26 protein-coding genes and 1 tRNA gene are annotated in these 23,239 nt (G+C 69.7%); 18 read left to right on the plus strand and 9 right to left on the minus strand.

Annotated elements, in window-relative coordinates:
• Positions 1–152 precede the first annotated feature (152 nt).
• Positions 153–239, minus strand: a tRNA-Ser gene (locus HH310_RS21815).
• 150 nt (positions 240–389) lie between these two features.
• Here HH310_RS21815 and deoD point away from each other — a divergent pair.
• Positions 390–1,106: a purine-nucleoside phosphorylase gene (gene deoD / locus HH310_RS21820; protein WP_169177464.1), complete on the plus strand. Its 717-nt coding sequence runs from the start codon at positions 390–392 to the stop codon at positions 1,104–1,106.
• Positions 1,107–1,146: 40 nt separating this feature from the next.
• Here deoD and HH310_RS21825 read toward each other — a convergent pair whose 3' ends face one another.
• The 4 genes from HH310_RS21825 to HH310_RS21840 form a co-directional block, all read right to left on the minus strand.
• Complete coding sequence (locus HH310_RS21825) at positions 1,147–1,587, minus strand: nucleoside deaminase (protein WP_169177597.1); 441 nt, start codon at positions 1,585–1,587, stop codon at positions 1,147–1,149.
• 40 nt (positions 1,588–1,627) lie between these two features.
• Positions 1,628–2,143, minus strand: coding sequence for a tRNA adenosine deaminase-associated protein (locus tag HH310_RS21830; protein ID WP_169177465.1), 516 nt, complete (start codon positions 2,141–2,143; stop codon positions 1,628–1,630).
• A gap of 91 nt (positions 2,144–2,234) precedes the next feature.
• Positions 2,235–2,399 carry a hypothetical protein gene (locus HH310_RS21835; RefSeq protein ID WP_169177466.1) on the minus strand — a complete coding sequence of 55 codons (165 nt, stop codon included), beginning with the start codon at positions 2,397–2,399 and terminating at the stop codon, positions 2,235–2,237.
• A 102-nt stretch (positions 2,400–2,501) separates the two neighbouring features.
• Complete coding sequence (locus HH310_RS21840) at positions 2,502–2,867, minus strand: hypothetical protein (protein ID WP_169177467.1); 366 nt, start codon at positions 2,865–2,867, stop codon at positions 2,502–2,504.
• Between the two features lie 86 nt (positions 2,868–2,953).
• Here HH310_RS21840 and HH310_RS21845 point away from each other — a divergent pair, with 86 nt between their 5' ends.
• Together HH310_RS21845 and HH310_RS21850 are read left to right on the plus strand one after the other, a co-directional pair.
• Complete coding sequence (locus HH310_RS21845; RefSeq protein ID WP_169177468.1) at positions 2,954–3,679, plus strand: peptidoglycan DD-metalloendopeptidase family protein; 726 nt, start codon at positions 2,954–2,956, stop codon at positions 3,677–3,679.
• A gap of 21 nt (positions 3,680–3,700) precedes the next feature.
• A complete protein-coding gene (locus HH310_RS21850; protein ID WP_169177469.1) occupies positions 3,701–4,636 on the plus strand; it encodes a prephenate dehydrogenase in 936 nt (311 codons plus the stop codon).
• Here the strand turns inward: HH310_RS21850 and mtnA are convergent.
• Positions 4,633–5,595, minus strand: coding sequence for an S-methyl-5-thioribose-1-phosphate isomerase (gene mtnA / locus HH310_RS21855; RefSeq protein ID WP_169177470.1), 963 nt, complete (start codon positions 5,593–5,595; stop codon positions 4,633–4,635). The genes HH310_RS21850 and mtnA overlap by 4 nt on opposite strands.
• A 39-nt stretch (positions 5,596–5,634) precedes the next feature.
• Between mtnA and HH310_RS21860 the strand changes: the two genes are divergently transcribed.
• The 11 genes from HH310_RS21860 to HH310_RS21910 all read left to right on the plus strand — a co-directional run bounded on the left by HH310_RS21860 (position 5,635) and on the right by HH310_RS21910 (position 17,258).
• A complete protein-coding gene (locus HH310_RS21860) occupies positions 5,635–6,693 on the plus strand; it encodes a PHP domain-containing protein (RefSeq protein ID WP_169177471.1) in 1,059 nt (352 codons plus the stop codon).
• Between the two features lie 42 nt (positions 6,694–6,735).
• A complete protein-coding gene (locus HH310_RS21865) occupies positions 6,736–8,409 on the plus strand; it encodes a DUF885 domain-containing protein (protein ID WP_169177472.1) in 1,674 nt (557 codons plus the stop codon).
• A gap of 486 nt (positions 8,410–8,895) precedes the next feature.
• Positions 8,896–10,011, plus strand: coding sequence for a hypothetical protein (locus HH310_RS21870; protein ID WP_312034252.1), 1,116 nt, complete (start codon positions 8,896–8,898; stop codon positions 10,009–10,011).
• Positions 9,998–12,916 carry an ATP-binding protein gene (locus HH310_RS21875; RefSeq protein WP_169177474.1) on the plus strand — a complete coding sequence of 973 codons (2,919 nt, stop codon included), beginning with the start codon at positions 9,998–10,000 and terminating at the stop codon, positions 12,914–12,916. Before HH310_RS21870 ends, HH310_RS21875 begins: the two co-directional genes overlap by 14 nt.
• Positions 12,913–13,362 (plus strand): roadblock/LC7 domain-containing protein, encoded by a 450-nt coding sequence (locus HH310_RS21880; RefSeq protein WP_169177475.1) that lies wholly within the window; start codon positions 12,913–12,915, stop codon positions 13,360–13,362. Before HH310_RS21875 ends, HH310_RS21880 begins: the two co-directional genes overlap by 4 nt.
• 188 nt (positions 13,363–13,550) lie before the next feature.
• Positions 13,551–13,811, plus strand: coding sequence for a DUF742 domain-containing protein (locus HH310_RS45840; RefSeq protein ID WP_396027534.1), 261 nt, complete (start codon positions 13,551–13,553; stop codon positions 13,809–13,811).
• A gap of 73 nt (positions 13,812–13,884) precedes the next feature.
• A complete protein-coding gene (locus HH310_RS21890) occupies positions 13,885–14,421 on the plus strand; it encodes a GTP-binding protein (RefSeq protein WP_396027535.1) in 537 nt (178 codons plus the stop codon).
• Positions 14,422–14,513: 92 nt separating this feature from the next.
• Positions 14,514–15,218, plus strand: a complete 705-nt coding sequence (locus HH310_RS21895) for a hypothetical protein (protein ID WP_169177477.1) — start codon at positions 14,514–14,516, stop codon at positions 15,216–15,218.
• A 184-nt stretch (positions 15,219–15,402) separates the two neighbouring features.
• On the plus strand, positions 15,403–16,422 hold the full coding sequence (locus HH310_RS44885) for a UDP-N-acetylglucosamine 2-epimerase (protein WP_169177478.1): 1,020 nt from the start codon (positions 15,403–15,405) through the stop codon (positions 16,420–16,422).
• Between the two features lie 8 nt (positions 16,423–16,430).
• Positions 16,431–16,781: a hypothetical protein gene (locus HH310_RS21905; RefSeq protein WP_169177479.1), complete on the plus strand. Its 351-nt coding sequence runs from the start codon at positions 16,431–16,433 to the stop codon at positions 16,779–16,781.
• Positions 16,782–16,820: 39 nt separating this feature from the next.
• Positions 16,821–17,258 (plus strand): VOC family protein, encoded by a 438-nt coding sequence (locus HH310_RS21910; protein WP_169177480.1) that lies wholly within the window; start codon positions 16,821–16,823, stop codon positions 17,256–17,258.
• Here HH310_RS21910 and HH310_RS21915 read toward each other — a convergent pair.
• Entirely contained in the window at positions 17,251–18,009 is a 759-nt protein-coding gene (locus tag HH310_RS21915; RefSeq protein WP_169177481.1) for a dienelactone hydrolase family protein, read from the minus strand. The two genes, HH310_RS21910 and HH310_RS21915, sit on opposite strands and share 8 nt — an antisense overlap.
• Before the next feature lie 59 nt (positions 18,010–18,068).
• On the opposite strand from HH310_RS21915, the gene HH310_RS21920 reads away from it, so the two are divergent.
• Entirely contained in the window at positions 18,069–18,623 is a 555-nt protein-coding gene (locus HH310_RS21920; protein ID WP_169177482.1) for a TetR/AcrR family transcriptional regulator, read from the plus strand.
• A 9-nt stretch (positions 18,624–18,632) separates the two neighbouring features.
• On the opposite strand, the gene HH310_RS21925 is transcribed toward HH310_RS21920, so the two are convergent.
• Positions 18,633–19,232, minus strand: a complete 600-nt coding sequence (locus tag HH310_RS21925) for a TetR/AcrR family transcriptional regulator (RefSeq protein WP_169177483.1) — start codon at positions 19,230–19,232, stop codon at positions 18,633–18,635.
• A 200-nt stretch (positions 19,233–19,432) separates the two neighbouring features.
• Here HH310_RS21925 and HH310_RS21930 point away from each other — a divergent pair, with 200 nt between their 5' ends.
• Both HH310_RS21930 and HH310_RS21935 read left to right on the plus strand, forming a co-directional pair.
• Complete coding sequence (locus HH310_RS21930; protein ID WP_211192478.1) at positions 19,433–21,061, plus strand: diguanylate cyclase; 1,629 nt, start codon at positions 19,433–19,435, stop codon at positions 21,059–21,061.
• Between the two features lie 113 nt (positions 21,062–21,174).
• Positions 21,175–21,984, plus strand: a complete 810-nt coding sequence (locus tag HH310_RS21935) for an SAM-dependent methyltransferase (RefSeq protein ID WP_169177484.1) — start codon at positions 21,175–21,177, stop codon at positions 21,982–21,984.
• Positions 21,985–22,430: 446 nt separating this feature from the next.
• On the opposite strand, the gene HH310_RS21940 is transcribed toward HH310_RS21935, so the two are convergent.
• A complete protein-coding gene (locus HH310_RS21940; RefSeq protein WP_169177485.1) occupies positions 22,431–22,682 on the minus strand; it encodes a hypothetical protein in 252 nt (83 codons plus the stop codon).
• Positions 22,683–22,945: 263 nt separating this feature from the next.
• On the opposite strand from HH310_RS21940, the gene HH310_RS21945 reads away from it, so the two are divergent.
• Positions 22,946–23,182, plus strand: coding sequence for a DUF397 domain-containing protein (locus HH310_RS21945; protein WP_169177486.1), 237 nt, complete (start codon positions 22,946–22,948; stop codon positions 23,180–23,182).
• The last annotated feature ends 57 nt before the right edge of the window (positions 23,183–23,239 follow it).

Below are 23,239 nucleotides of genomic sequence, written 5' to 3' on the forward strand. Positions count from 1 at the left end.
CGTGCCACGGGGTACAACGTGCCGCAGAAAGCGCAACGTTCCGGGGGGAAGCGCAACCACCGCACCGCGGGGTTTCGGGGGGCTCGGCCCCCCGGCAGATATGGCGAGGGGCCCGGTCCGCGCTTTCTGCGGACACAGGCCCCTGCCACTCGCGGTGGTGAAGGGATTTGAACCCTTGGAGGGCGTAAACCCTCACACGCTTTCGAGGCGTGCTCCTTAGGCCGCTCGGACACACCACCGCGAAGTAGGTTACTAGACGCCGGAGGGCGGCCGCCGCCGGGTTACCCGTCCGTCGGTCGGGGCCGGCCCACCGCACCGGACTCCCGCGCCGACCCGCCGCGCTGACCTGGCAGGATCGGGCGCATGAGCGAGCGAGAAGGGCACGAATCATGAGCGTGCATATCGGCGGGCAGCCGGGCGACATCGCCGAGAGCGTCCTCCTCCCCGGCGACCCGATGCGGGCGAAGTGGATCGCCGAGACCTTTCTGCAGGACGCGAAGTGCTACACGCAGGTCCGCGGCATGCTCGGCTTCACCGGCACCTACCAGGGCGTTCGCGTCTCGGTGCAGGGTTCCGGCATGGGCATGCCGTCCGCCTCGATCTACACCCACGAGCTGATCAACGAGTACGACGTGAAGTCGGTCATCCGGATCGGCTCGTGCGGCGCGCTCGCCCCCGATCTCCACCTGGGCGACGTGATCGCGGCGATCGGCTCGGCCACCGACTCCAACATGAACCGTGCGCGGTTCGACGGCCTGATCGACTACGCCCCGGTCGCCGATTTCGGTCTGCTGCGCACCGCCGCCGACGTCGCGGAGCGTCACGGCACGCCGTTGCGGGTGGGCCCGATCCTGGCCGCCGACGCTTTCTACACCGACCGTCCCGACCTCTATGACGCGCTCGCCGAATACGGCGTTCTCGCGGTCGAGATGGAATCCGCCGCCATCTACACGATCGCCGCGCGTTACGGCGCTAAGGCATTGACGATTCTCACTGTCAGCGACCACATCAAGACCGGCGAGAAGATGGATTCGGCCCAGCGTGAGCAGGGCTTCGGCGACATGGTCCGGATCGGTCTGGAAACCGCGATCGCGAGCGGTTCCTGAGCTCTACGCCGCGACGCCGCGCAGTGCGACGTCGCGGCGTTCAGTCGGATCCCGGGGTGGCCGGTCGGCGAAAGAAGCCGCGCACCAGAGCCGCGCATTCGGCTTCGAGCACTGACGAATACACTTCGGGCCGGTGATTGAGCCGCCGGTCCCGCACCACGTCCCACAGCGACCCCACCGCGCCCGTCTTCGGCTCCCAAGCGCCGAACACCAGGGTCGCGACGCGCGCCAGCACCAAGGCCCCGGCGCACATCGTGCACGGTTCCAGCGTGACTACCAGCGTGCACCCGTCGAGCCGCCACGTGCCGAGCCGTGCCGCCGCCCGGCGCAACGCCAGCACCTCGGCATGCGCCGTCGGATCACCGGTGGCTTCCCGTTCGTTCCCGGCCGCGGCCAGCTCGGTACCGTCCGGCCCGAGGATCACCGCACCCACCGGTACGTCCTCGGGCGATAACGTGGCCACCTCGATGGCCCGCCGCATCCACGCCTCGTGCGCGGGTGTGGCGCGCAGGCTCACCCGGTCACGCCTCTCGTAACTCCTCCACCTCGTCACCGGCCCCGATCTGCTGGCAGATCTCCGCGGTGACGTCGGAGGGCAGCATCCCCTCGCGGCCGCAGAGGCTCAGCAGCCGGTGTGCGGTGATGCCGAGGTCGGTGAGCAGCTCGGCGTCCCCGACCGGGTCGGCGTCCGGATCGGCGACGGGCCGGTCGGTCTCGTCATCCTCGGTACCGGCGGTCAGGTCGTCCAGCTCCAGGGCCGGCGCCTCGATCTCACCGAGCAGCACCGATCCGATCCGCGATTCCTCCGCGAACGCCGAGTCGGAGCCGAAGACCCGCAGGTCCTCGCCTTCGTCGAGACGCAGTATCGCCAGGTACTGGTCGTCGCTCTCGACGAACAGCAGTGCCAGCTCAGCGTCCGGTTCGGCGTCGCGCATGGCGTCCACCACCTCGTCGATGTCGGCGAGGCCGGACAGGTCCAGCTCGGACGCCGTCCACCCGTTCTTGCCCCGCGCAACGGCGGCAGCGAAAGTCGACAAGATTTCCCCCCACGCGACTTTTATCTTCAGCGAGTGACGGTAGCGGGAAGACGGGCGGGTGCCGCGCGCCACGCCCCTATTCGACTGTAAGTCAGTTCACCAGGCGACGACGCATGGCGATGAGCTCCCGCAGGCGTGCCCCGTGCGACCGCGTCGGCTGCGCGGCCCTCCGGGACTTGGCCTGCGCGACCGCCGCCAGGACTTCCAGGCGGCGACGGCGACGATCGGGGTCGAGCCGTGGGGGTGTGGGGGGCATGTTTGTGAGCCTCGCTACCGTCACGACGTTCGTCAAGACCCAGTGCGGAACGCGACGAGGACGGCACAAGCCGTCGCGGTGAATCGGATCAAACCGGGACAGTTACCACAACGGCCAGTCTTGAGTGGAGATCCACCGCACACCCAGGAAGGTCATCGCGATCGCGAGCCCGAAACCACTCGCGAGAGCGACCCCGACCGCGACGCCACGATCGCCCAGAAAGCTGAGCACCGCCGCCACGATCCAGGCCACGACGGCCGCCACGATCGTCCACCACACGTACGCCGCGAGGGCGCGCGCCAGGGCACCGAAGAGCGCGAACCACACCGCCGCGGCGCCGGCCCCGGCCAGGACCGCGCCGGCCCGGATCGGATGTGGCTCCCGGTAGACGGGCCGCGAAGGCTGCCCCGGCAGCGGCGACTGCCACGGATCGGCCGGCAACCGCCACTTGTGTTGCGGCTCGGTCATGCTGCCTGCCTCCTTTGTCACTCGCCGGTGCCCAGCCTATCCACGGCCGGTCGTCAAGGGGCGGACGGTTCTGCCAGGATGTCCCGGTGCGAGTGCTCGGAGTATTCACCGGCCTGACCGTGGCGGCCGCCCTGCTGGCCGGCTGCGGCGGCACCGGCACGCCGACGGCCACGCCCACCCCGAGATTCGCCGCCGCGGCCGAGAGCCCGGCTCCGGTGCCCTCGTTCCCGCCCGACCCGGTGCGCAGCGGCGCCGCCAAGCCGGAGAGCACCGCGGTGAGCCCGAGCGCACCCACCGCGAAGAAGGTGGCGTACGTCTTCCCGGTGAAAACGTCGAACGCCGACTGGCACACCACCCACTCGGGGTACAAGGCGACCGACATCTTCGCCGACTGCGGCCAGCCGGTGGTCGCGACGACCAGCGGCGTGGTGCTGGAGATCAGCCTCAAGGACATCTACCAGGAGGGTGCGCCGGACGGGCCGAACAACGGTGGCCTGTCGGTGTCGCTGCTGGGTGACGACGGCGTGCGTTATTACGGCTCGCACCTGAGCAAGGTCCAGGACGGCATCAAGGCCGGTGTCCGGGTTACCGCCGGGCAGCCGCTGGGCAAGGTCGGGCACACCGGCAACGCGAGCGGCGTCTGCCACCTGCATTACGGCATCTCGCCGCCGTGCGCCAAGGTCGGCGACTGGAAGGTCCGGCGCGGGGTGGTCTGGCCGTACCCGTACCTGGACTCCTGGCGCAAGGGCGGCCAGAAGAGTCCGGTGGCCGAGGTCACTTCCTGGGAGAAGGCGCACGCCTGCAAGGCCTGACCGGTGTGTAAGAGTTCCTCCGTGAACGTCGCGGTCATCGGACTTGGGCTCATCGGCGGCTCGTTACTGCGCGCGCTCGCCGCGGGCGGGCATCGGGTCACCGGATTCGACGCCGACGTGGCGACGCGCTCGCGTGCGGCCGGGGCCGGCTTCACCGTGGCGGACACGATCGGCACCGCCGTCGCGGGCGCCGACCTGGTCGCCTTAGCCGTGCCGCTGCCGGTGCTCGGCGAGGTGCTGGTCGAGCTGACCGGGTTCGACGGTCTGATCACCGACGTCGCCTCGGTCAAGGGCCCGGTCCTGGAGCTGGCACGCAAGCATTCGTTGCCGCGCTACGTGGGCGGGCACCCGATGGCCGGCAAGGAGACCTCCGGGTTCGCCGCGTCCGAGCCCGGCCTGTTCGACGGCTGCGCCTGGGTGCTCTGCCTCGAACCGCAGACCGCCCTCGACGACTGGCTGACCCTCGCGGCGCTGGTCACCGCGATGGGCGCCCGGGTCGTCCCGGCGACCGCCACCGAGCACGACCGGGCGGTCGCCGAGGTAAGCCATATGTCGCACCTGTTCGCCGCGGTGCTGGCCGCGTCGATCACGGACAGCCCGCTGGCCGCCACGCTCGCGGCCGGCTCGTTCCGGGACGGCACCCGGGTCGCGGCGACCCGCGCCGAGCTGATCCTGGCGATGGTCGAGGGCAACCGGGTCGAGGTCGGCAACGCGCTGGACCGGGTGATCGAGGAGCTGGCCGCCGTGCGCGACCGCCTCGAGTCCGGCGACCTGATCGACTACCTGCGCCGTACCGGCGACGCGCGCCGCGCCTGGCCGCCCGCCGCCGGCAAGCCCCACGAGATCCCGGCCGGCGTGGCCGAGCTGCTCGCCCTGGGCCGGGACGGCGGGTGGGTCACCGCGGTCGCGGAAAACCGTGCCAGCGTCGTCGCGATCCGGCCGGAAACCGCGGCCTAGGGTTTCTCCCCGCGGTCGAGGCGGATCACCCGCCGGTCCGTCACGATCGCCGTGACCAGGTCGTACGGGGTCACGTCGAACGCCGGGTTCGCCGCTTGGGCCCACGCCGTGACCTCGGCCGCGCCCCGGTCCTCGATCGGCACCGAGGCGCCGTCCGGGGTCTGCTCATCCACCGTGGACTCGGGCGCCACGACCACGAACGGCAGCCCGGCCCGCCGCGCGCCCAGCGCATGGGCGTACGTGCCGATCTTGTTGATGACGTCGCCGTTGGCGCAGATCCGGTCGGCGCCCAGGATGACCGCGTCCACCTCGCCGCGGGCCATCAGGAACGGACCGGCCGAGTCGACCGCGACCCGATGCTCGATGCCCCACCGGGACAGCTCCCACGAGGTCAGCCGCGCACCCTGCAGGAGCGGCCGGGTCTCGCTCGCGACGACCGACGCAAGCGCGCCGCGTTCGTGCATCTCGCGGACGACTCCGAGGGCGGTGCCCAGGACGACGGCGGCAAGCCCGCCGGTGTTGCAGTGCGTCAGAAGCCGCACCCGGGAGCCGCACAGCGAAGCCATCAGATCCGCCCCGCGCGTCGCCATCGCCCGGGAGGCCGCGATCTCCTCGTCCCGGACCGCGTACGCCTCGGCCAGCACCGCGTCCGCACCCTCGGCCAGCTTCCCGGCCGCCCGGCGCGCGCCACGGGCCAGGTTGACCGCGGTGGGCCGGGCCGTCGAGACCTCGCGAACGGCGGCGGCCAGCGCGTCCGGGTCGCCGGCAAAGGACCGGGCCGCCAGCGCCACGCCGAAGGCACCGGCCACGCCGAGCGCCGGCGCGCCCCGGACCGCGAGCGACCGGATCGCCGCCACCAGCTCCGGCACCGTCGCCAACCGCACCACGCGCAGTTCGGCGGGAAGCGCGGTCTGATCGATGATCTCGACGGCGCCGTCCACCCAGTCGATCGTCCGCATGTCCGCAAATTTAGTCGGCGCGGCAATAGGCTGGCCCCCATGGCATCTCGTGATCCGGTCGCCGACCTGCGTCGCATCGCCTTCATGCTGGAGCGGGCGAACGAGGCCACCTACCGGGTCCGCGCGTTCCGCTCGGCCGCCACCACCATCGCCGCGCTGCCCGCCGAGGAGGTGGCACAACGAGCCGCGGCCGGGACGCTGAGCGAGCTGAGCGGGGTCGGTGAGGTCACCGCGCGGTGCATCGCCGAGTCGCTGGCCGGCGAGGAGCCGGTCTACCTGCGCCGGATCGAGATCACCGAGGGCACCGACCTGAGCGAGGCGGCCCGCGAGCTGCGCCAGGCGCTGCGCGGCGACTGCCACAGCCACTCCGACTGGTCCGACGGCGGCTCACCGATCGAGGAGATGGCGCTGGCCGCGGTCGAGCTCGGCCACGAATACCTGGTGCTCACCGACCACTCGCCGCGGCTCACCGTGGCGCACGGGCTGACCGCCGACCGGCTGCGCCGCCAGCTCGACCACGTGGCGAAGCTCAACGACGGGCTGCCCGACGGCTTCCGGATCCTCACCGGCATCGAGGTCGACATTCTCGAGGACGGCGCGCTGGATCAGGAGGACGCGCTGCTCGAACGGCTGGACGTGGTGGTCGGTTCGGTGCACAGCAAGCTGCGCGACGAGTCGCCGCGGATGACGAAGCGGATGCTGGCCGCGATCGCCAACCCGCACCTGGACATCCTCGGTCACATGACCGGACGCAAGGTGTCCGCGGCCGGCGAGGGCGACCGGGGGCATCGTGGCGGCCGGGCCCGGCCGCCGAGCACGTTCGACCTCGACAAGGTCATCGCCGCCGTGGTCGAGAACGGTAAGGCCATCGAGATCAACTCGCGGCCGGACCGGCTCGACCCGCCGAAGCGGATGCTCACCGTCGCGGTCGAGGCGGGTTGCCTGTTCAGCATCGACACCGACGCGCACGCCCCGGGCCAGCTCGACTGGCTGCGCAACGGCTGCGAACGGGCCGCGCTCTGCGGCGTACCGGCCGACCGGGTGGTCAACACCTGGGAGACGGACCGCCTGCTGGAATGGGCCACAGCTCACGAGTGAAACGGGGGAGCGGCCACCCGACACTTACCGTAGGGTCGCTTTGTGGGACGAATTGACGACCTTGCCAATCGCTATGTCGAGGATTGGGCCGAGCTCAGCCCCCTCGGTGCCACCTATGTCGGCATCACGGGGCACGACGACAAAACCGATGATTTCTCACCCGAGGGCTTCGCGGCCCAGGCCGAGCTGACTCGGCGCACGCTCAACGAGCTCGACACGATCGAGCCGGAGCACGAGTCGGAAAAGGTCGCCAAGGACGCGATGATGGAGCGTCTCGGTCTGGAGCTGGAGCAGTACGATGCCGGCTTCGCCAAGAGCGAGATCAACGTCATTTCGAGCGGTCTGCATTCGCTGCGGGGCGTCTTCGACATCATGAACACCGACGGCGAGGACGCGGTCGCCGCCGTCGCGGCCCGGCTCAACGCCTTTCCCACCGCCCTGGAGCAGTACAAGGGCACGCTGCGCGACGAGGCGGCCGCCGGCCGGGTGAGCGCGCGGGCCCAGATGCTGGCCGTGGCCGAGCAATGTGACGCGTGGACCGACCCGGACCGCGACGACTTCTTCCACGGGCTGGCCGGCCGGCTCGACGCGTCCGGTGCGCTCGCCGCCGAGCTGAGCCGGGGTGCGGCCGCCGCGACCGCCGCCACCACCGAGTTCGCCGAGTTCCTGCGCACCGAGATCGCCCCGCTGGGCCGGGCGAAGGAGGCTGCGGGCCCGGAGCGGTACGCGCTGGCCTCGCAGTATTTCCTCGGTGCGAAGGTCGACCTGCACGAGACGTACCTCTGGGGTTTCGCCGAGCTGGACCGCCTGGAGCGGGAGATGCGGTCGGTGGCCGGCGTGATCGTCGGGTCCGGCAGCGCCTCGGTCGACGAGGCCGTCGCCGTGCTCGACGCCGACCCGGACCGCAAGGTGCCGGGTAAGGAGGCGTTCCGCGACTGGATGCAGGCGCTGGCCGACAAGGCCATCTCGGAGCTCAACGGCACCCACTTCGACATCGAGCCGCCGGCTCGCAAGATCGAGGCGTGTCTCACGCCGACCAGCGACGGCAGCATCTACTACACCGGTCCGAGCGAGGACTTCTCCCGGCCGGGCCGGATGTGGTGGGCCGTGCCGGAGGGGATCACCGAGTTCTCCACCTGGCGCGAGACCACGACCGTCTACCACGAGGGCGTTCCGGGCCACCACCTGCAGATCAGCCAGACCATGCTGCGGGCCGACACGCTCAACCGCTGGCAGCGGCTGCTGTCCTGGTGCTCCGGGCACGGCGAGGGATGGGCCCTGTACGCCGAGCGCCTGATGGACGAGCTGGGCTACCTGGAGGATCCGGGTAACCGGCTGGGCATGTTGGACGGTCAGGCATTGCGGGCATGCCGTGTGATTGTCGACATAGGCATGCATCTGGAGCTGGATATTCCCCGCGACAACCCGTTCGGTTTCCACCCCGGCGAGCGCTGGACACCCGAGCTGGGCTGGGAGTTCTTAAGGGCGCACACGCGGATGGCGGACGAGGTGCTGAGATTTGAATGGAAGCGTTACCTGGGCTGGCCCGGTCAGGCTCCGTCCTACAAGGTCGGCGAGCGCATCTGGCTGCAGGCCCGGGAGGAGACGCGGCAGCGCAAGGGCGATGAGTTCGATCTCAAAACCTTCCACCGCGACGCGCTGAACCTGGGCTCGCTGGGCCTCGATCCGCTGCGGCGGGCGCTGGCCCGGCTCTGACCGTTTTGGGCTTTTCCCCGGTTCATGATCGGGGAAAAGCCCGTTCTGTCGTATGCGCTCCCTTACGTTCCGCAGCGATTTGACCATAGAGCGATCGCCCAACTACCCACTGTGGATATCGATACCGATAATTTGCAGAGCGCTTTACTGATCTTGTCTCTTTTCGTTCCGCGGCTATGCCGTTACCATCGCCGCGGTAACGTCTTCTCGTTCCTGGATCGGCTTTGCGCTGGGGCTTCGTAGCAGCCAAAAGGGAGCGCGAACCACCGTTACAACTACAGAGGTCGGACCTTGTATCCCCCGATCAGCCGAGAGAAAACGGTCCCCTGGAAAGCGTCTACTTGAGGATTTCTCGGATAGATTGGCCCGGATCCGTGCGCCCACCCGGCTACACACAGTAGTCGCCAATAAGGCTCATCGCGCGTGCATGGCGGAGGAACGAAAGCAATGAACAGCCGGCGAACCCGTCTAGGCTCCGCCTTTGGCGTGATCCTGACGGTTTTGGTGCTTGTGCCGACCGGAGTCTTTTTCGCCCGCGTCTGGCAGGACAATTCGGACCGTCACGACAGCACTCAGCTAGAGCGCCAGGGGGTGGAGTATCTGGGCGCGTTGAATCCGCTGCTCAGCTCGCTCGCTGAGTACCAGTCGTCCGCACTGCAGGGGGTGCCGGAACAGCCCGACACGTTGAAACCCGCGATCGCCCGGGTGTCGGAAGTGGATAGCCGCCTCGGTGACTCGCTGAATACAAAGGACCGCTGGGCGGGGCTGCAAGACAAGATCAACAAGTTGGCGAAGCCGGCCGACGGCGGCGCGCTGAACATCTACGAGCAGCACAGCGAGGTCACCGACCTGATGCTCGCGCTCTACGGCACGATCCGCCGCAACGCGCACCTCAACCGCGACCCGGACAACGACGTGTCGAACCTGCAGGAGGCGTCGGCGATCGACATGCCGACGACGATCGTGCTGGTCAGCCGCATGGGCGACCTCGCGAACATCCTGCAGAACACCAGCGGTGCCAGCGCCCGCGCGAACGTCGGGGTGCAGTTCGGCGAGAGTGTGCTCGCCGTGCAGGCGCAGGTCAACAGCCTGACCGACAATCTGCAGGCCGCGGTCGACGACACCAAGAGCCCGACCCTCAGCGGCAACCTCGTCAGCACGCTGGACGCCTTCCGGCGCGGCGTCGAGTCGATGATCCGTGGCGCGAACCCGGGCGGTAACCCGAACGTCGCGACCATGTCGACCGCGCAGAGCAGCCTGCAGACCGCGTTGAACAGCCTCTCCGGGGTCACGCTCAAGGAGATGGACGGGCTGCTCTCCGATCGCGCGAGCAACGTCACCTACCGGCGTACCGAAGCGATCGTGCTGGGTCTGGTGGCCATCGGCCTGGTCCTCCTCGCCCTGATCTGGCCGACTCTCGGCCGTCGGCGTGAGCCGGCGCCGGTCGCGCCGCTGCGGCCCACCGGCGAGCCCGGCCGGGACGTCGCCATGACCATGCCGACCGGCGGGCCTGTCTACGGCAACAACCCGTACGACCAAGGTCCGCAGTACGGCGGCCCGGTCGACCCGACTCAGCGGGAGCGGTCCGGTGCTATTCGGTAAATTCCGCATCCTGGGCAAGCTCGCCCTGTTGGTGCTCGTCCCGCTGCTCGGTGTCGTGGCGCTGAGTGTCCCGATCGTCCTCGACCGCATCTCGGCAGCGCAGGACGCGCAGAAGGAAGCGAACGAGGTCGCCCAGGCGATCCGGGTCAGCACCGCCCTGCAGGCGCTGCAGACCGAACGAATCTTGTCCGTCGGCTTCGCCATGGGGTTGCCGTTGGTGTCCGAGTCGGACCTCACGCTGCAGACGGCCAAGGCGATCGACGCGGTGCAACGGATCGACGACGGCTCGCAGCTGTCCGACGCCATGCGCCGCGCGCTGCGTGGCGCCACGAAGCTGGACAACACCCGGCAGAACGTGCTGAACAGGGCGATCAACCCGGACGAGATCGTCACCGAGTTCACCAACGCCGCCACGCCGCTCATCACGGCCGTCGGGCTGGCCGCGAGCGCCGACCTGCGGACCAGCGTCGGCCGTCAGCTCTTCGCGCTGGAACGCGCGCTGCGCACCGACGACCAGATCAGCCAGGCGGCCAGCTACCTCACCGCGGCGGCGGTCTCCAAAAATCAGGCCCTGATCGGTTTGTTCTCGTCGACGCTGATCCAGATCCAGAACACGACCACCGACGCACAGCTCTACTTCACCGATGCGCAGTACCGCCTGTACCTGGCCGCGCAGGACGCGTTCTCGTCCCGTGTCGGAGCGGACTTCCTGACCCAGGCGGCGATCAACCCGGTCGCGGCGGTGCAGCAGCTGAACCTCAAGACGCTGTTCCCGTCGTTGCAGTCCGTGCTCGTGCTGAGCGGTTTCGTCGAGAAGCGGGTCGCGTCCGACGTGAACACCCTGGTGACGGGGAACCGCGACAACGCCATCCGGGACGCCGTGCTCATCGGTGGCGGCTCGATCCTGCTCCTGCTGCTCGTCGTCCTGCTGAGCCTGTTCATGGCCCGCGCGGTCGCCCGGCCGCTGCGCCGCCTGACCGCCTCCGCCGACCGGGTCGCCCGGGAAGCCGAGGCCGAGCTCGAAAGGGTGGCCGACGACGAGGAGGACTCGGTCCGCCCGATCCGCCTCGACCCGGTCGACGTCGCCGGCCAGGACGAGATCGGCGACCTGGCCCGGGCGTTCGACCGGGTGCAGACCACCGCCGTCCGGCTGGTGGAACGCCAGGTGCTGGGCCGGCGCAACGTCGCGCAGATGTTCGCGCACGTCGGTCGCCGTACCCAGAACCTGGTCGGCCGCCAGCTCGCCCTGATCGACAACCTGGAACGCCGGGAGACCGACAGCGAGCGTCTCGGCGAGCTGTACCGGCTGGACCACATGTCCAGCCGTCTGCGCCGGAACGCGTCCAGCCTGGTCGTGCTCTCCGGTGGGGCCGGCGCGAACGAGCACATGGCGCCGCTGCCGCTGTCCGACGTGGTCCGCCTCGCCCTCGGTGAGATCGAGGACTACACCCGGGTGGACGTCGACGTCCCGGACGACATCATGGTCGTCCCGTCGCTGCCCGCCGACCTGATCCTGCTGCTCGCCGAGCTGATGGAGAACGCCACGGCGTACTCCCCGCCGCACACCCGCGTCTCGGTCACCGCGAACGAGCTGCGCGGCGGCGTCCGGCTGGCCATCGTGGACCAGGGCCTGGGCATGCCGCCGGAGCGGCTGGTCGAGGAGAACGCACGGCTCACCCGCCGTGAGCGCCTCGACCTGGCGCCCAGTGAGGTCCTCGGCCTGTTCGTGGTCGGCCGGCTCGCCCGCCGGCACAGCATCGACGTGCACCTGAGCGAGACGCAGGGCGGCGGCATCACGGCGTGGGTCGACCTGAACCCGCAGCACCTGGTCACGCGGGTGGAGAGCAACACCGTCGCGGCGGTGCCGCCGTTCCCCTCGGTGGTTCCACCGACTCCGGTGCAGGGCTACCACACGTCTGAGTTCGCGCAGGTCATCGCAGGTTCCGCGGCCCGGTCCTCGGTGCCCGGCAGCCAGCAGCCGTTCGACCCGGTGGTGCTGGAACGCGCCACCCGGACCCTCGAGAACGGACATTCGTGGAACGCCTTCGCTCCGGTGCGCGCGAGTGCTCCGGTGATCGAGGCGCCCGTCTACGACGCCGAGCCGGTCTACTCGCCGGGGCCCGCCTACCAGGAGCCCGCCACGTACGGGCAGCCGACCGGCTTCCAAAAGCCGTACCAGGAGCCGTACCAGCAGCCGTACCAAGAGCCTTACCAGGCGCCCTATCAGGAGCCGTACCAAGAGCCTCGCCAGCCCGAGCCGGTCTACCGCAACGACACCGCGCAGCCGGCCATCGACCTCGGGGCCCCGGTGGCCGGTCGCGTGCCGGCCGCCCTGCCCGAGCTACCCGCGGCCGGTCCGGGGGCCTGGACGGCGCCGCCGGCTACACCGCAGGCGACGTGGACCACCCCGACGACCGAGCCGTCGCCCGTTGCTCCGGCGCAGCCGCGGATCCCGCGTCAGCGGGTCGACGAGGACCACCGCTACGCGACGCAGCCGGACCGGTCGCTGGACCAGCCGTCCGGCGCCAACCCGCTGCGCCGGCGGGTGCCGGGCAACCAACTGCCGATGGAAGCCGGTACCAAGCTGCCGGCCGCGCCGCCGTCGCAAGACGACGCCGTGGCCGCACGGGCCGCGTTCGAGGCCTTCGAGGCCGGTGTCAGCCGGGCTCAGTGGGACGCGGTGGAGACTGACATGTCGTCGCCCCCGGCGGCCGGGCACGCGCCGCTGGCGCGCCGGGTACCGGGTGCGACGCTGCCGATGGACGAGCCGAACAGCCCGCCCCCGCCGACGATGGCGCCTCCGCTGGACCCGGATGCCGCACGTGCCTTGATGGAACAGTTCGAGTACGGCGTCGCACTCGCACTGAACGAAACTCAGCCGCAACCAGAGGGACAACCGCGATGACTTCCCCCTACTCGACCGATACCAGTAACAACCTGAGCGCCGAGGCGAAGACCTTCAACTGGCTGCTGGACTCGTTCACCTCCGGCACCGCGGGAGTGATCGAGGCCATCGCCGTCTCGTCCGACGGCCTGCTGATGGCGATGTCGGCGATCAAGGACCGGCCCAACGCGGAGCGACTCGCGGCCGTGGTGTCCGGCCTTACCAGCCTGGCCGGTGGAGCGGCCAGCTGGTATCGGCTGGGCGCGCTCAACCGGGTCATCATCGACATGGCCGAGGGCTACCTGCTGGTCACCGCGATCAGCGCGGGGTCGGTGCTCGGCGTCATCGCGGACCGCTCGGCGAACCTGGGGACGCTGGCGTACGAGATGACGCTGTTCGCGACGCGTGCCGGTGGCGCGCTGAGCCCGCGCCTGATAGCCGAGCTGAAGAACGCCGTCCAGCAATGACCTATCCGGACCCCGACGACCCGGCTAGCCCGGCTCGGCCGAGCGTCCGGCCCTTTCTGCAGCCCAGCTCGTCCGGTGGGTACCGACCCGCGCACCGCGTCGAGGAAACCGTCACCGACCAGTCCGTGAGCCTGCGCCCATTCGTCATCACGTCTGGGCGTACGGATGGTGCGGATCCTGGTATCGGGATGGAGACCCAGGTGACCTTAAACCCGATGGCCGCGCCGGTTCGTCTCTCGCCGGAGATGCGCGCGATCGTCGGGATGTGCAGCGAGCCGGTCTCGGTGGCGGAGATCTCCGCTCGGCTGCACCTGCACCTCGGCGTCGCGCGCATCCTGGTCGGCGACCTCCGAGCCGCCGGCCAGCTGGACGTCCACGTGCTGGACAACGACACCCCCGACCCTGAGACCATCATGCGAGTGATCCGTGGACTACGAGCAATCACCTGACCGCCACGTGGGCACCGCCCGCGTGGGTAGCGAGGACGGCAGGCCGAAGAAAGCACCGGTCCCCGTCAAGATCATCGTGGCCGGTGGCTTCGGCGTCGGTAAGACGACGACCGTCGGTGCGATCTCCGAGATTTCGCCGCTCACCACCGAGGCCGAGATGACGTCGGCCTCGATGGGCATCGACGATCCCGGCGAGGCGTCGCTCAAGACGACGACGACCATCGCGATGGACTTCGGCGTGCAGACCATCGACCAGACGCTGAAGCTCTACATCTTCGGTACGCCCGGCCAGTCCCGGTTCGCCTTCATGTGGGACGACCTGATCAAGGGCGCGCTCGGTGCCCTCGTGGTCGTGGACACGGCCCGCATCGACGACTGCTATCCCGCTGTCGACTATTTCGAGCGGGCCGGGCTTCCGTTCGTGGTCGGCGTCAACACGTTCAACGGGCAGATGAACTACAGCTTGGACGAAGTGCGCTGGGCGCTCGCGATCCGCGAGGACGTCCCGGTGCTCGCCTACGACGCACGTTTTCGCGGATCGGTGCGCGACGCGTTACTGGTCGTGCTGGATCAAGCCCTCGACAAAGCCATTCGGCAAAAGTCGACGTAGGGTGTGCGGCGGGTCGCTCGGATCGAGGTTCCCAAATCGGCCTCCGAGCGGGCAGAGTTGACGGAGCGACCCGCTACGGAAGGAACGGTTACGTGCGAGGCGGATTGGACGACGCGCTCGACAAGCTCGCGCGCCGTGATGAGTTGCGCCGCCGCGCCGCCGGGGAGGCGACGGGTACCCCGCCGGCGGTGACGGAGCTCGTCGAGGCCATCGCGGGGGTCATAGCGCACAATCCACAACTGGGCGTGACGGTCGGTGTCGAGGGGGCGGGCGACCCGCTCCTGCTGCACTTCTATTTCTCCGACGGTCAGGTGCAGGTCAACGCCGAGAACGCGGTCGGCACGCCCACCACCGACCCGGCCGCGGCCGCGGGGCGGCACGCCGACTTCGTGGTGGCGGTCGATGCGACGGTCGAGGAGTCATATCCGCCGCAGCGCTTCTACGCCGAGTCGGAGACCGAGGAGCGCCGGTACGGGACGTTCGACGCCCCGGCCGCACCACCACCACCGGCGTACGAGGACCCGAACGGCTACCCGATGCCGCCGCAGCCCCGCCCGTCGGTCCCGCCGCAGCCCGGCCCTGCCCAGCACATCCAGCCCGAGCAGTATCGTGCACCGGCCGAGCCGCCGGCCGCCGAGCGGATCCCGCAGCAGCCGCAGCCCAACGGCATGCCGGCCCCGCTGGCGCATCCGGTCCCGCTGCAGGTGGAACGCCCGGAGGAAACCGAGTTGGCGGCCCGCCGGCTGGCCGCGCTGCTGCGCGACGACCCGTCGCTGCTCAACCGCCCGCCCGACTGACGTGATTACAGAGCGTAATATTCTGCCTTCTCTCCGACAAGTGGGGTTTCGGCCGTAAATGCCCAGCCTGGGATGTCTGGGTTCGACCGTTCGGCCACTTTGATCCGGCGTCCCGGCTCGGAACCTTGTATCACGCAGCGTGACTGCATAGTGTCCTAGCCGTCCACCGGTCGGAGAGGAAACCATGACGCTGCCCGAAGTGCACCTCGTCGGCGCTTCGCGGGCCGAGGCTCTCCGGCTCGCCCCGATCGCGCTGGCCATGCGCGAGCAGGGAACCCTTTCGGCGGTGCTGCTGGCGGCCGGCCCGGATCCGGCCGCGGTCGACGCCACGTACGCCGCCTTCGGGCTGACTCCCAAGATCACGATGCCGACCGGGGACGACCCGGCCGAGGCGTTGCGCCGCTTCGACGCGCTCTGGGCGGGTCGCACACCGGCCGCCGTCGTGGTGCGCGATTTCCTGGCCGCCGGGCTGGCCGCGCACTGGCGCCGGATTCCGATCATGCAGATCGACGCGGGCCGCCGATCGAGCGACGTGACCCCGGTGGCAACCGACGCCGACCGGCGGCTGCTCGCCCAGGTCACCACCCTGCACCTGGCCGCGACACCGCTGGCCGCCATGAACCTGCTGGATGAGCGCGTGGTCGCCGGGGACGTGCTGCTGACGGGCGGCACGGCTGCCGACGCGGCCCGGGCGCTCGCCGGCCGCCGCGAGGAGGCGCCGGTCCGTTCCCGGCGACTCGTCGTGGTGGGAGCGGACGCGGCGCCGGTGGTCGCGGCGCTGCGTCCGCTCACGGTCCGGTTCGGCGATCTCGAGGTGCTCGCGCTGGGCGGGGAGCTCCCGTCCGCGTTGCGCGCCGCTCTGCTCGCCGAGGCGTACGTGGTGATCACCGCGGACGAGGATCTGACCGAGGAGGCCCTCGCGGCCGGTGCCCCGGTTTTCGTCCTGGGGAATGCCGGCGCCTACGCCGAGGCGATTCACGCCGGGAGCGCGCGGCTGGTCGGACCGGATCCGGCGACCGTGGCGGTGAAGATGGCGGGCCTGCTGGCCGGCCGGGTGCACCGCGACACGATGGTGGCCGGCGGCAACCCGTACGGCGACGGCCTGGCCGCGCAGCGGGTGGCCCAGGCGACCGCCGCCCTGCTCGGCCATGGGCAGTTCCCCGACCCGATGCCCGCCCGGCCGGTGGCCGGCGCGACCCGCTAGGAGCACCGATGGACGTGGCCGGTTTCTGGACCCACTCGTGGACCAGCGACGACCGGGTGGCGGTCCGGCACCTGCTGTCGCCGGACGCGGAGATCGAGTGGAACCTCGACGCCGTGGTCGACGAGGAGGAGCTGGTGCAAACCCTGCATCGGATCGCGGTCTTCGCCGACGACGTCACCGTGGTCGGTCAGACACCGGCCGACGACGGAGTCGCGATCAGCTACGACATGGTGGCGCCGTTCGGGACGGCTCGCATGATCGAGTTCCTGACGATCACCGGCGGCCGGATCACCGAGGTGCGCCAGGTGTACGACGTGGTGGCGACCGATCGATATTTTCCCGGTCTCTACCAGCAATAACGGTCAGGATCTGACAGGTTTCCCGGCTAGCGTCCGGTCATGCCCTTTGACTTTCAGGTAGTCGTCGATTCCGCCGATCCGCACCCGCTCGCCGACTGGTGGGCTGAGACCCTCGACTGGGAGGTGGAGAAACCGGACGAGGATCTCATCCGCGGCCTGGTCGCCGGCGGCCAGGCCGACGAGTCGGACACCACCACCCACGACGGGCGGCTGGTGTGGCGCGTCGGCGCGGCCATCCGGCACCCCGAGGCGTACTCGAGTGGAAAGCCGCGCCGCGTGCTCTTCCAGGTCGTGCCCGAGCCGAAGACCGTGAAGAACCGGGTTCATCTCGACGTGTTCGTCGGCAGCGACCGGATCGACGAGGTACGGGACGCCCTGGTCGCCCGGGGTGCCACGTTCCTGCACTCCGGCCGCCAGGGTCCGTTCTCCTGGCACACCATGGCCGACATCGAGGGTAACGAGTTCTGTATCAGCTGACCGGCACCGGCAGGGCGCGGTCGAGCAGCGCGAACAGGTTCGTCCAGTGGCGCTGCTCGCCGGCCTCCTGGTACGCGGCCGTGTCGCTCATGGTGAACCCGTGCGGGGCGTCCGGGTAGACCTCGGACGTGTATCGCACGCCGGCCGCGGCCAGGGCGCCCTCCAGCGTCGCGATCTCCTCCGGCGTCATCGACCGGTCATGATCCGCGTGCGCGAAGTAGACCTCGCCGGTGATCGAGCCGACGCCCAGGTGCGGGCTGTCCGGCTGGTCGGTGACGACGGTGCCGGCGTGGAAGCTGCCCAGCGCGGCAAAGCTTCCCGGGTACGCCTCGATGACCCGCAACGCGTTCCGCCCGCCCATGCAGTAACCGGTGATCACCCGCGGCCCGGTGGCGACGTCATCCTGGGCGGCGAGGAAGCCGAGGTAGGCCCCCGCGTCCTCGACGACCTTCGCCGGCGTGAGTGTCCTGATCATCGGCATCAGCTTCTGACCGAAGACGGACCCGTCCGCCATCTCCTCCGGCGTCAGGATCGGCGACCGCGAACTGCGGTAGAACAGGTTCGGCATCAGCACCGCGTAGCCGCGCTCGGCGATCCGCTCGGCCATCGCGATCAGGCGCGGACGCAGGCCGTAGGCATCCATGAACATCAGGACACCCGGAAACGGCCCGGCACCATCGGGCTTGACCAGGTACGCGTCGGCGATGCCATCCGCCGTCGGAATATCCACCGCCGTGGTCGTGGTGTGCATGCCGCGAACCGTAACACCAACCGGGGAGGGTCCCCCGGTCCCGTCGTAGGCTGTCACCCATGGCACACCGTTTGCGCGCGGACGCCGAGCGCAACCGAACGGCGCTGCTCTCCGCGGCCCGCGAGGTGTTCGGCGAGCACGGTCTGGACGCATCGCTCGATGAGATCGCCCGGCGTGCGGGGGTGGGCAACGCCACGCTGTACCGCCGCTTCCCGACCCGTCGCGACCTGATCGCCGAGGTGTTCGCGGGGCAGATGGCCGAGTACGTCGCGCTGGCCGAGTTCGCCATGGTCGAGCCCGACCCGTGGCCCGCGTTCGTGGCATATCTGACCCGGCTGTTCGAGATGCAGGCCACCGATCGCGGCCTGTCCGAGCTGCTGGTGAACTCGCGGTTCGACGACGACGACCGGCTCGCCGGTCTGCGCGCGGCGGCCCAGCGAGGCGCCACCGACGTGATCGAGCGGGCCCAGCACGCGGGCGTGCTTCGTCCCGATTTCACCCGGCAGGACTTGAGCCTTCTGCTGCGCGCCAACGCCGCCGTGGTGCACCGCGTGGATCTCCCCAATGCCTGGCGACGGCACCTGGACCTGCTGCTCGACGGCCTGCGCCGCTAGGCGGCGCCGTTACGCGAAGCCGCTGCCCGCCTCGGCCAGCGACGCCTGCACGATCGACCACAGGTTGGTCCCGGGCGGGGCCTCCAGCCAGACGTGCCACGCCACCCGCAGCGACGCCAGGAACACCGCCGAGGTCAGCCGCGCCCGGATGGCCATCGGGTCGGCCTGGCCGGACCGGGCCGTGACCTCGGCCGCCAGCTCACGCTCCAGCGCCGCGAACGTCTGCGCCTGGGCCGCCACCAGGGTCGGATGGCTGCGCACCAGGCGTCCCTGGGCGATCATCTGCGGGTCGAGGTCGCCGAGCGTGCGGTAGAACTCGGCGGCCGCGGCGGTGAGCGCCTGCCACGGCGTCTCGTCCGCCGGACGGGCCCGCACCTTCTCGATGAGCGAGTGGATGCGCTGGAAGTCGCCGTACATCAGCGCTTCCTCTTTGCTGCCGAAGTAGTTCGAGAACGTACGCCGGGAGACGCCGGCCTCGTCCGCGATCGCCTCGACCGTGACGCGGTCGGCGCCGTGCTCGATAGCGAGCCGGAGCGCCGCGTCATGCAACGCCTGCCGGGTGGCGGCCTTCTTACGCTCGCGGAGTCCCGGTTCCGCCGTCGTACTCATCTGTCGAGGATATCGGCGCCGGATGTGAGTGTTTGCGGCTCTGATTGTCGCGCGGGCAGATGAACCGCGGGGCGACATTGGTCACTCGCTCCCCTGTGGGAGGAACTTCTCACGGAGAGCTAACCTTCGAAAGCGGAGCGCTGATCATTCGCGGACGCTCGGAGATTTTCCGGGATGTTCCTCACCTCCGGTCGGTGACGATGGTCGCGGTGACGAGCGCGGGAAGGGGCGGCGACGTGGACAGTGAGCGGCTTTCCGCTGCCCTGCTCCGGCTCGAGGACGAGATCAACTGGGATGCCGGCCCCATGCTCAATCGTGCCGTCGAACTCGAGCAGTACGCCCGTGACCTGGGCGACGAGCTGCTGATCGCGCGCGCCGAGCTGAGCCAGGCCAACCTGCACATGCGTAACGGGGACGTCACGCTGGCCGCCAAGCGCATCTGGAAAGTGCACAAGTGGGCGCTCGACAACGACGCGAAACAGCTCGCGGCGCGTACCCACCTGGTCTGGTCCAACATCCACCGGCACCTGGGCGACGCCGCGCAGAGCCTGGAGCATGCCGTGCTCTGCGTCGAGCTGCTCGACGAGACCGCCACCGACTTCATGCACATCTGGCACCGCAACAAGCTGGGTGACGCGCTGGCCTTGAGCGGGTCGGCCGACGCCGCCCGGACGCGCTACGAGCAGGCCGCCGATCTCGCCACCGAGCTGGACCGGCCGGATTTACTGCTGGCCGTGCTGAACAACTACGCGTACGCGGAGTACGCGGCTGGCAACAGCGAGCACGCCCGGCACGTCGCCGACCGGCTGCGGACCCTCGCCAAGCAGGAGGGCTTCAAGCTCGACGCCTCGATCCAGGACACGGTCGGCGTCATCCAGATCGAGAATCAGCAGTACGCCGAGGCCGAGCGCACGATGATCGCGTGCATCGACAGTTACCACGACGGCGGGGCGCAGGACGACGCCGACGCCCTGCCGGAATACCTGCTCACCCTGGCCCGGGCCCAACGAGGCTTGCACGCGTACGCCCGTGCCCAGCGCAGCCTGGACGCCTCGCGCCGCTTGTGCGCCGAGCGGGAACTGGGCCAGGTGCTGGTCAAGGTGCACCAGGAGCAGGCCGAGCTGCACGCGGCCCGGGGCGAGTTCGCCGAGGCGTTCGCGGCCCACAAGGAGTTCTTCGCGGCGTACAACCGGATGCATTCGATGCGGCGCGAGGCGCAGGCCCGGACGCGTCAGGTGATGCTGGAGACCACCGAGGCGCGTGAGGAGGCCGAGCTCTTCCGGGAGCAGGCCCGCCGCGACCCGCTGACCGGCCTGCACAACCGCCGCTATGTGGACGAGCAGCTGCCCGACCTGATCGCCGCGGACTCGCTGGTCACCGTGGCCATTCTCGACATCGACCACTTCAAGCAGATCAACGACCACCTGTCGCACGACGTCGGCGACCAGGTCCTGGTCCGGGTGGCGAAGCTGCTCGAGTCCGAGCTGGCGGCGGTGTCGCCGGACGGGTTCGCGGCCCGGCTCGGCGGCGAGGAGTTCCTTCTCGTCCTGCCGGACACCCCGGAGGAGCGGGCGGTGCGGCTGCTGGACCGCATCCGCCGGGTCGTCGGCCGCCATGACTGGGTCGCCCTCACCCGGCAGCTTCCGGTTACCGTGAGCATTGGCGTCGCCGGCGGCGGTAACGCTGCGGAGGCGACCCAGGCGGCTCTGCTGTCCACTGCGGACCGCAATCTGTACGCCGCCAAGCACGGCGGACGCGACCGCGTGGTCTGCGGGAGCGGGTCCGGCGGGCACGGCCGGCAGTACCGCGACAGCGCCTCCGCGGCCTGACCCGCACACTCCACTCCGTAGTCGGCGGGGCTGCTTTGATCGATTTCGACCGTTACTCTGTACCGCACTGACGGACATCGGCCCGGGGGTGCGGGTCGAGTGAGGAGGCGGTCGTGCCGGACGACAGCGAGGTCGCACCACCGGGCGTCAACATCAATGTGCCGCACTCCGCTCGCATCTACGACTACTGGCTGGGCGGTAAGGACAACTTCGCCGTCGACCGGGCCGTCGGCGAGGCGATGATGAAGGCCATCCCCGGCATGCGGTATATGGCCGGCGAGAACCGCAAGTTCGTCCACCGGGCGGCGAATTTTCTGGTTGATAAGGAACGGATCGGCCAGTTCCTCGACATCGGAACGGGCATCCCGACCCGGCCCAACCTGCACGAGGTCGCCCAGAAGATCGAACCGACGGCCCGCGTGGTGTACGTGGACAACGACCCGATCGTGCTGGTCCACGCGCGCGCCCTGATGATCAGCTCGGAGGACGGCCGCAGTGAGTACATCTCGGCGGACATCCGTGATCCGGCGTCGATCCTGAACGATCCGGTTCTGAAGGACACGCTCGACTTCACCCAGCCGATCGGGCTGACCCTGATCGCGATCCTCATGCTGCTGGCGGATGAGGACGATCCGTGGGACAAGGTGGCGACGCTGCGGGACCGGATGCCGTCCGGGAGCTGCCTGGCCATCACCCATCCGACCGCCGATTTCAACCCGGCCGAGGTGGGCGCGGCGGTCGACGCGGCCACCGGCGCCGGGATGACGCTGGTGGTCCGCTCCAAGGAGGAGGTGCAGCGCTTCTTCGGGGATTGGGAGCTGCTCGACCCGGGGCTGGTGCCGGTGTCGGCGTGGCGGCCGGACGAGCCGGTCGCCGAGCCGGAGGCGGCGTACTACTGGTCGGGCGTGGCCCGGAAGCCGTAATGGAGGCCGGTCGAGCGGCGTGGCACGGGGGAACCAGACCGCCCGACCGGGGTCGGGGGAGCGCCGGTCAGGCGCTCGATCGGGTGATCGGCCGTTCCACCCGCCATCGCGGTCGTTTCCGTGCCAGTGGCGCGGGTATTGAATCTGCGCGAATCAAATATTGTCGTCGGTCGCCCTCACGACCGGCGGAGTCCACCACCACGCCTTCGGTCTCGAGCCATTTGTCGCCACCACAGGCGACAACGCGAGACCACTCGACGTGTACGAGGCGTAACCGAAGCGTGCCTCTACCCCAGCGGTAGTCCCCCTCGGCGAACTCGTGCGCGGACCATCGTGGACAGCGCTCCAACAAGCGCCCGCCACGGAACATCAGCGCGGTCGGCACGGGGACCCGCAGGCCGGGTAGATGACCGGCATGTCTACCCCGTGCGCAACGAACGAGCTCACTAGCGCGCGTGGGAACCACCCTCCTCCGCCGGCGGCTCGGGATCGGCCACCGCCACCTCGGGGCGGGCCAGGGCATACCTGACCCCGCCAAATCGATGCGTGACGGTGCTCGCACGGGCCGAGGCGGCCGTCACGTCGTCGGTCAGCGACCCGCCTTTGAGGACGGGTGCGGGGTTGCCACGGCGCGGGCTGTCGACCGTGTCGCGGGAACCTTGATCGGCGTGCTCAGGACCGATGTTGGGAACCGTCATGTCGTCACCTCTCGCTTGGACGCCCCCGCCAAGGAGCCTTGCGCCGAGGCCGCAGACGCTGTTTCCGCGACCGGTCCGTCACTAAAAGATGTCACCGTAAGTGACCCCCGAAGGGAACGTACGTGCGTTATCATGCTCACAATCCCGTGAGTTAGCAAGGCCAAATGCACGTGCATTTGCACAGGGTGTGGAGATCTAGTTGCACACGGGAGAGTATCTGCCTCCGGACGATCCCCGGCCGGAGCAAACCTAGGGAGTTTCACATGACCCACGCGGTTAACGGCATCCCCGCCGGGCAGTTGGACGGTGTCACCTGGCAGAAGAGCCGGCGCAGCAACCCCAGCGGCAACTGCGTCGAGGCTGCCCTGCTGCCCACCGGTGAGGTGGCTGTGCGCAACTCTCGGGACCCTGAGGGCCCGGCCCTGATCTACACCCACGCCGAGATCGAGGCATTCCTCGGCGGCGTTCGCGACGGCGACTTCGACAACCTCCTCGGCTGAAGCCGGGTCACGAACGGGGGCGATAGACACTCACGATTTGAAGGCGTACGGGACCCG

Origin of the sequence: Actinoplanes sp. TBRC 11911, from assembly GCF_012933445.1 — a bacterium.
Classification (GTDB): Bacteria; Actinomycetota; Actinomycetes; order Mycobacteriales; family Micromonosporaceae; genus Actinoplanes.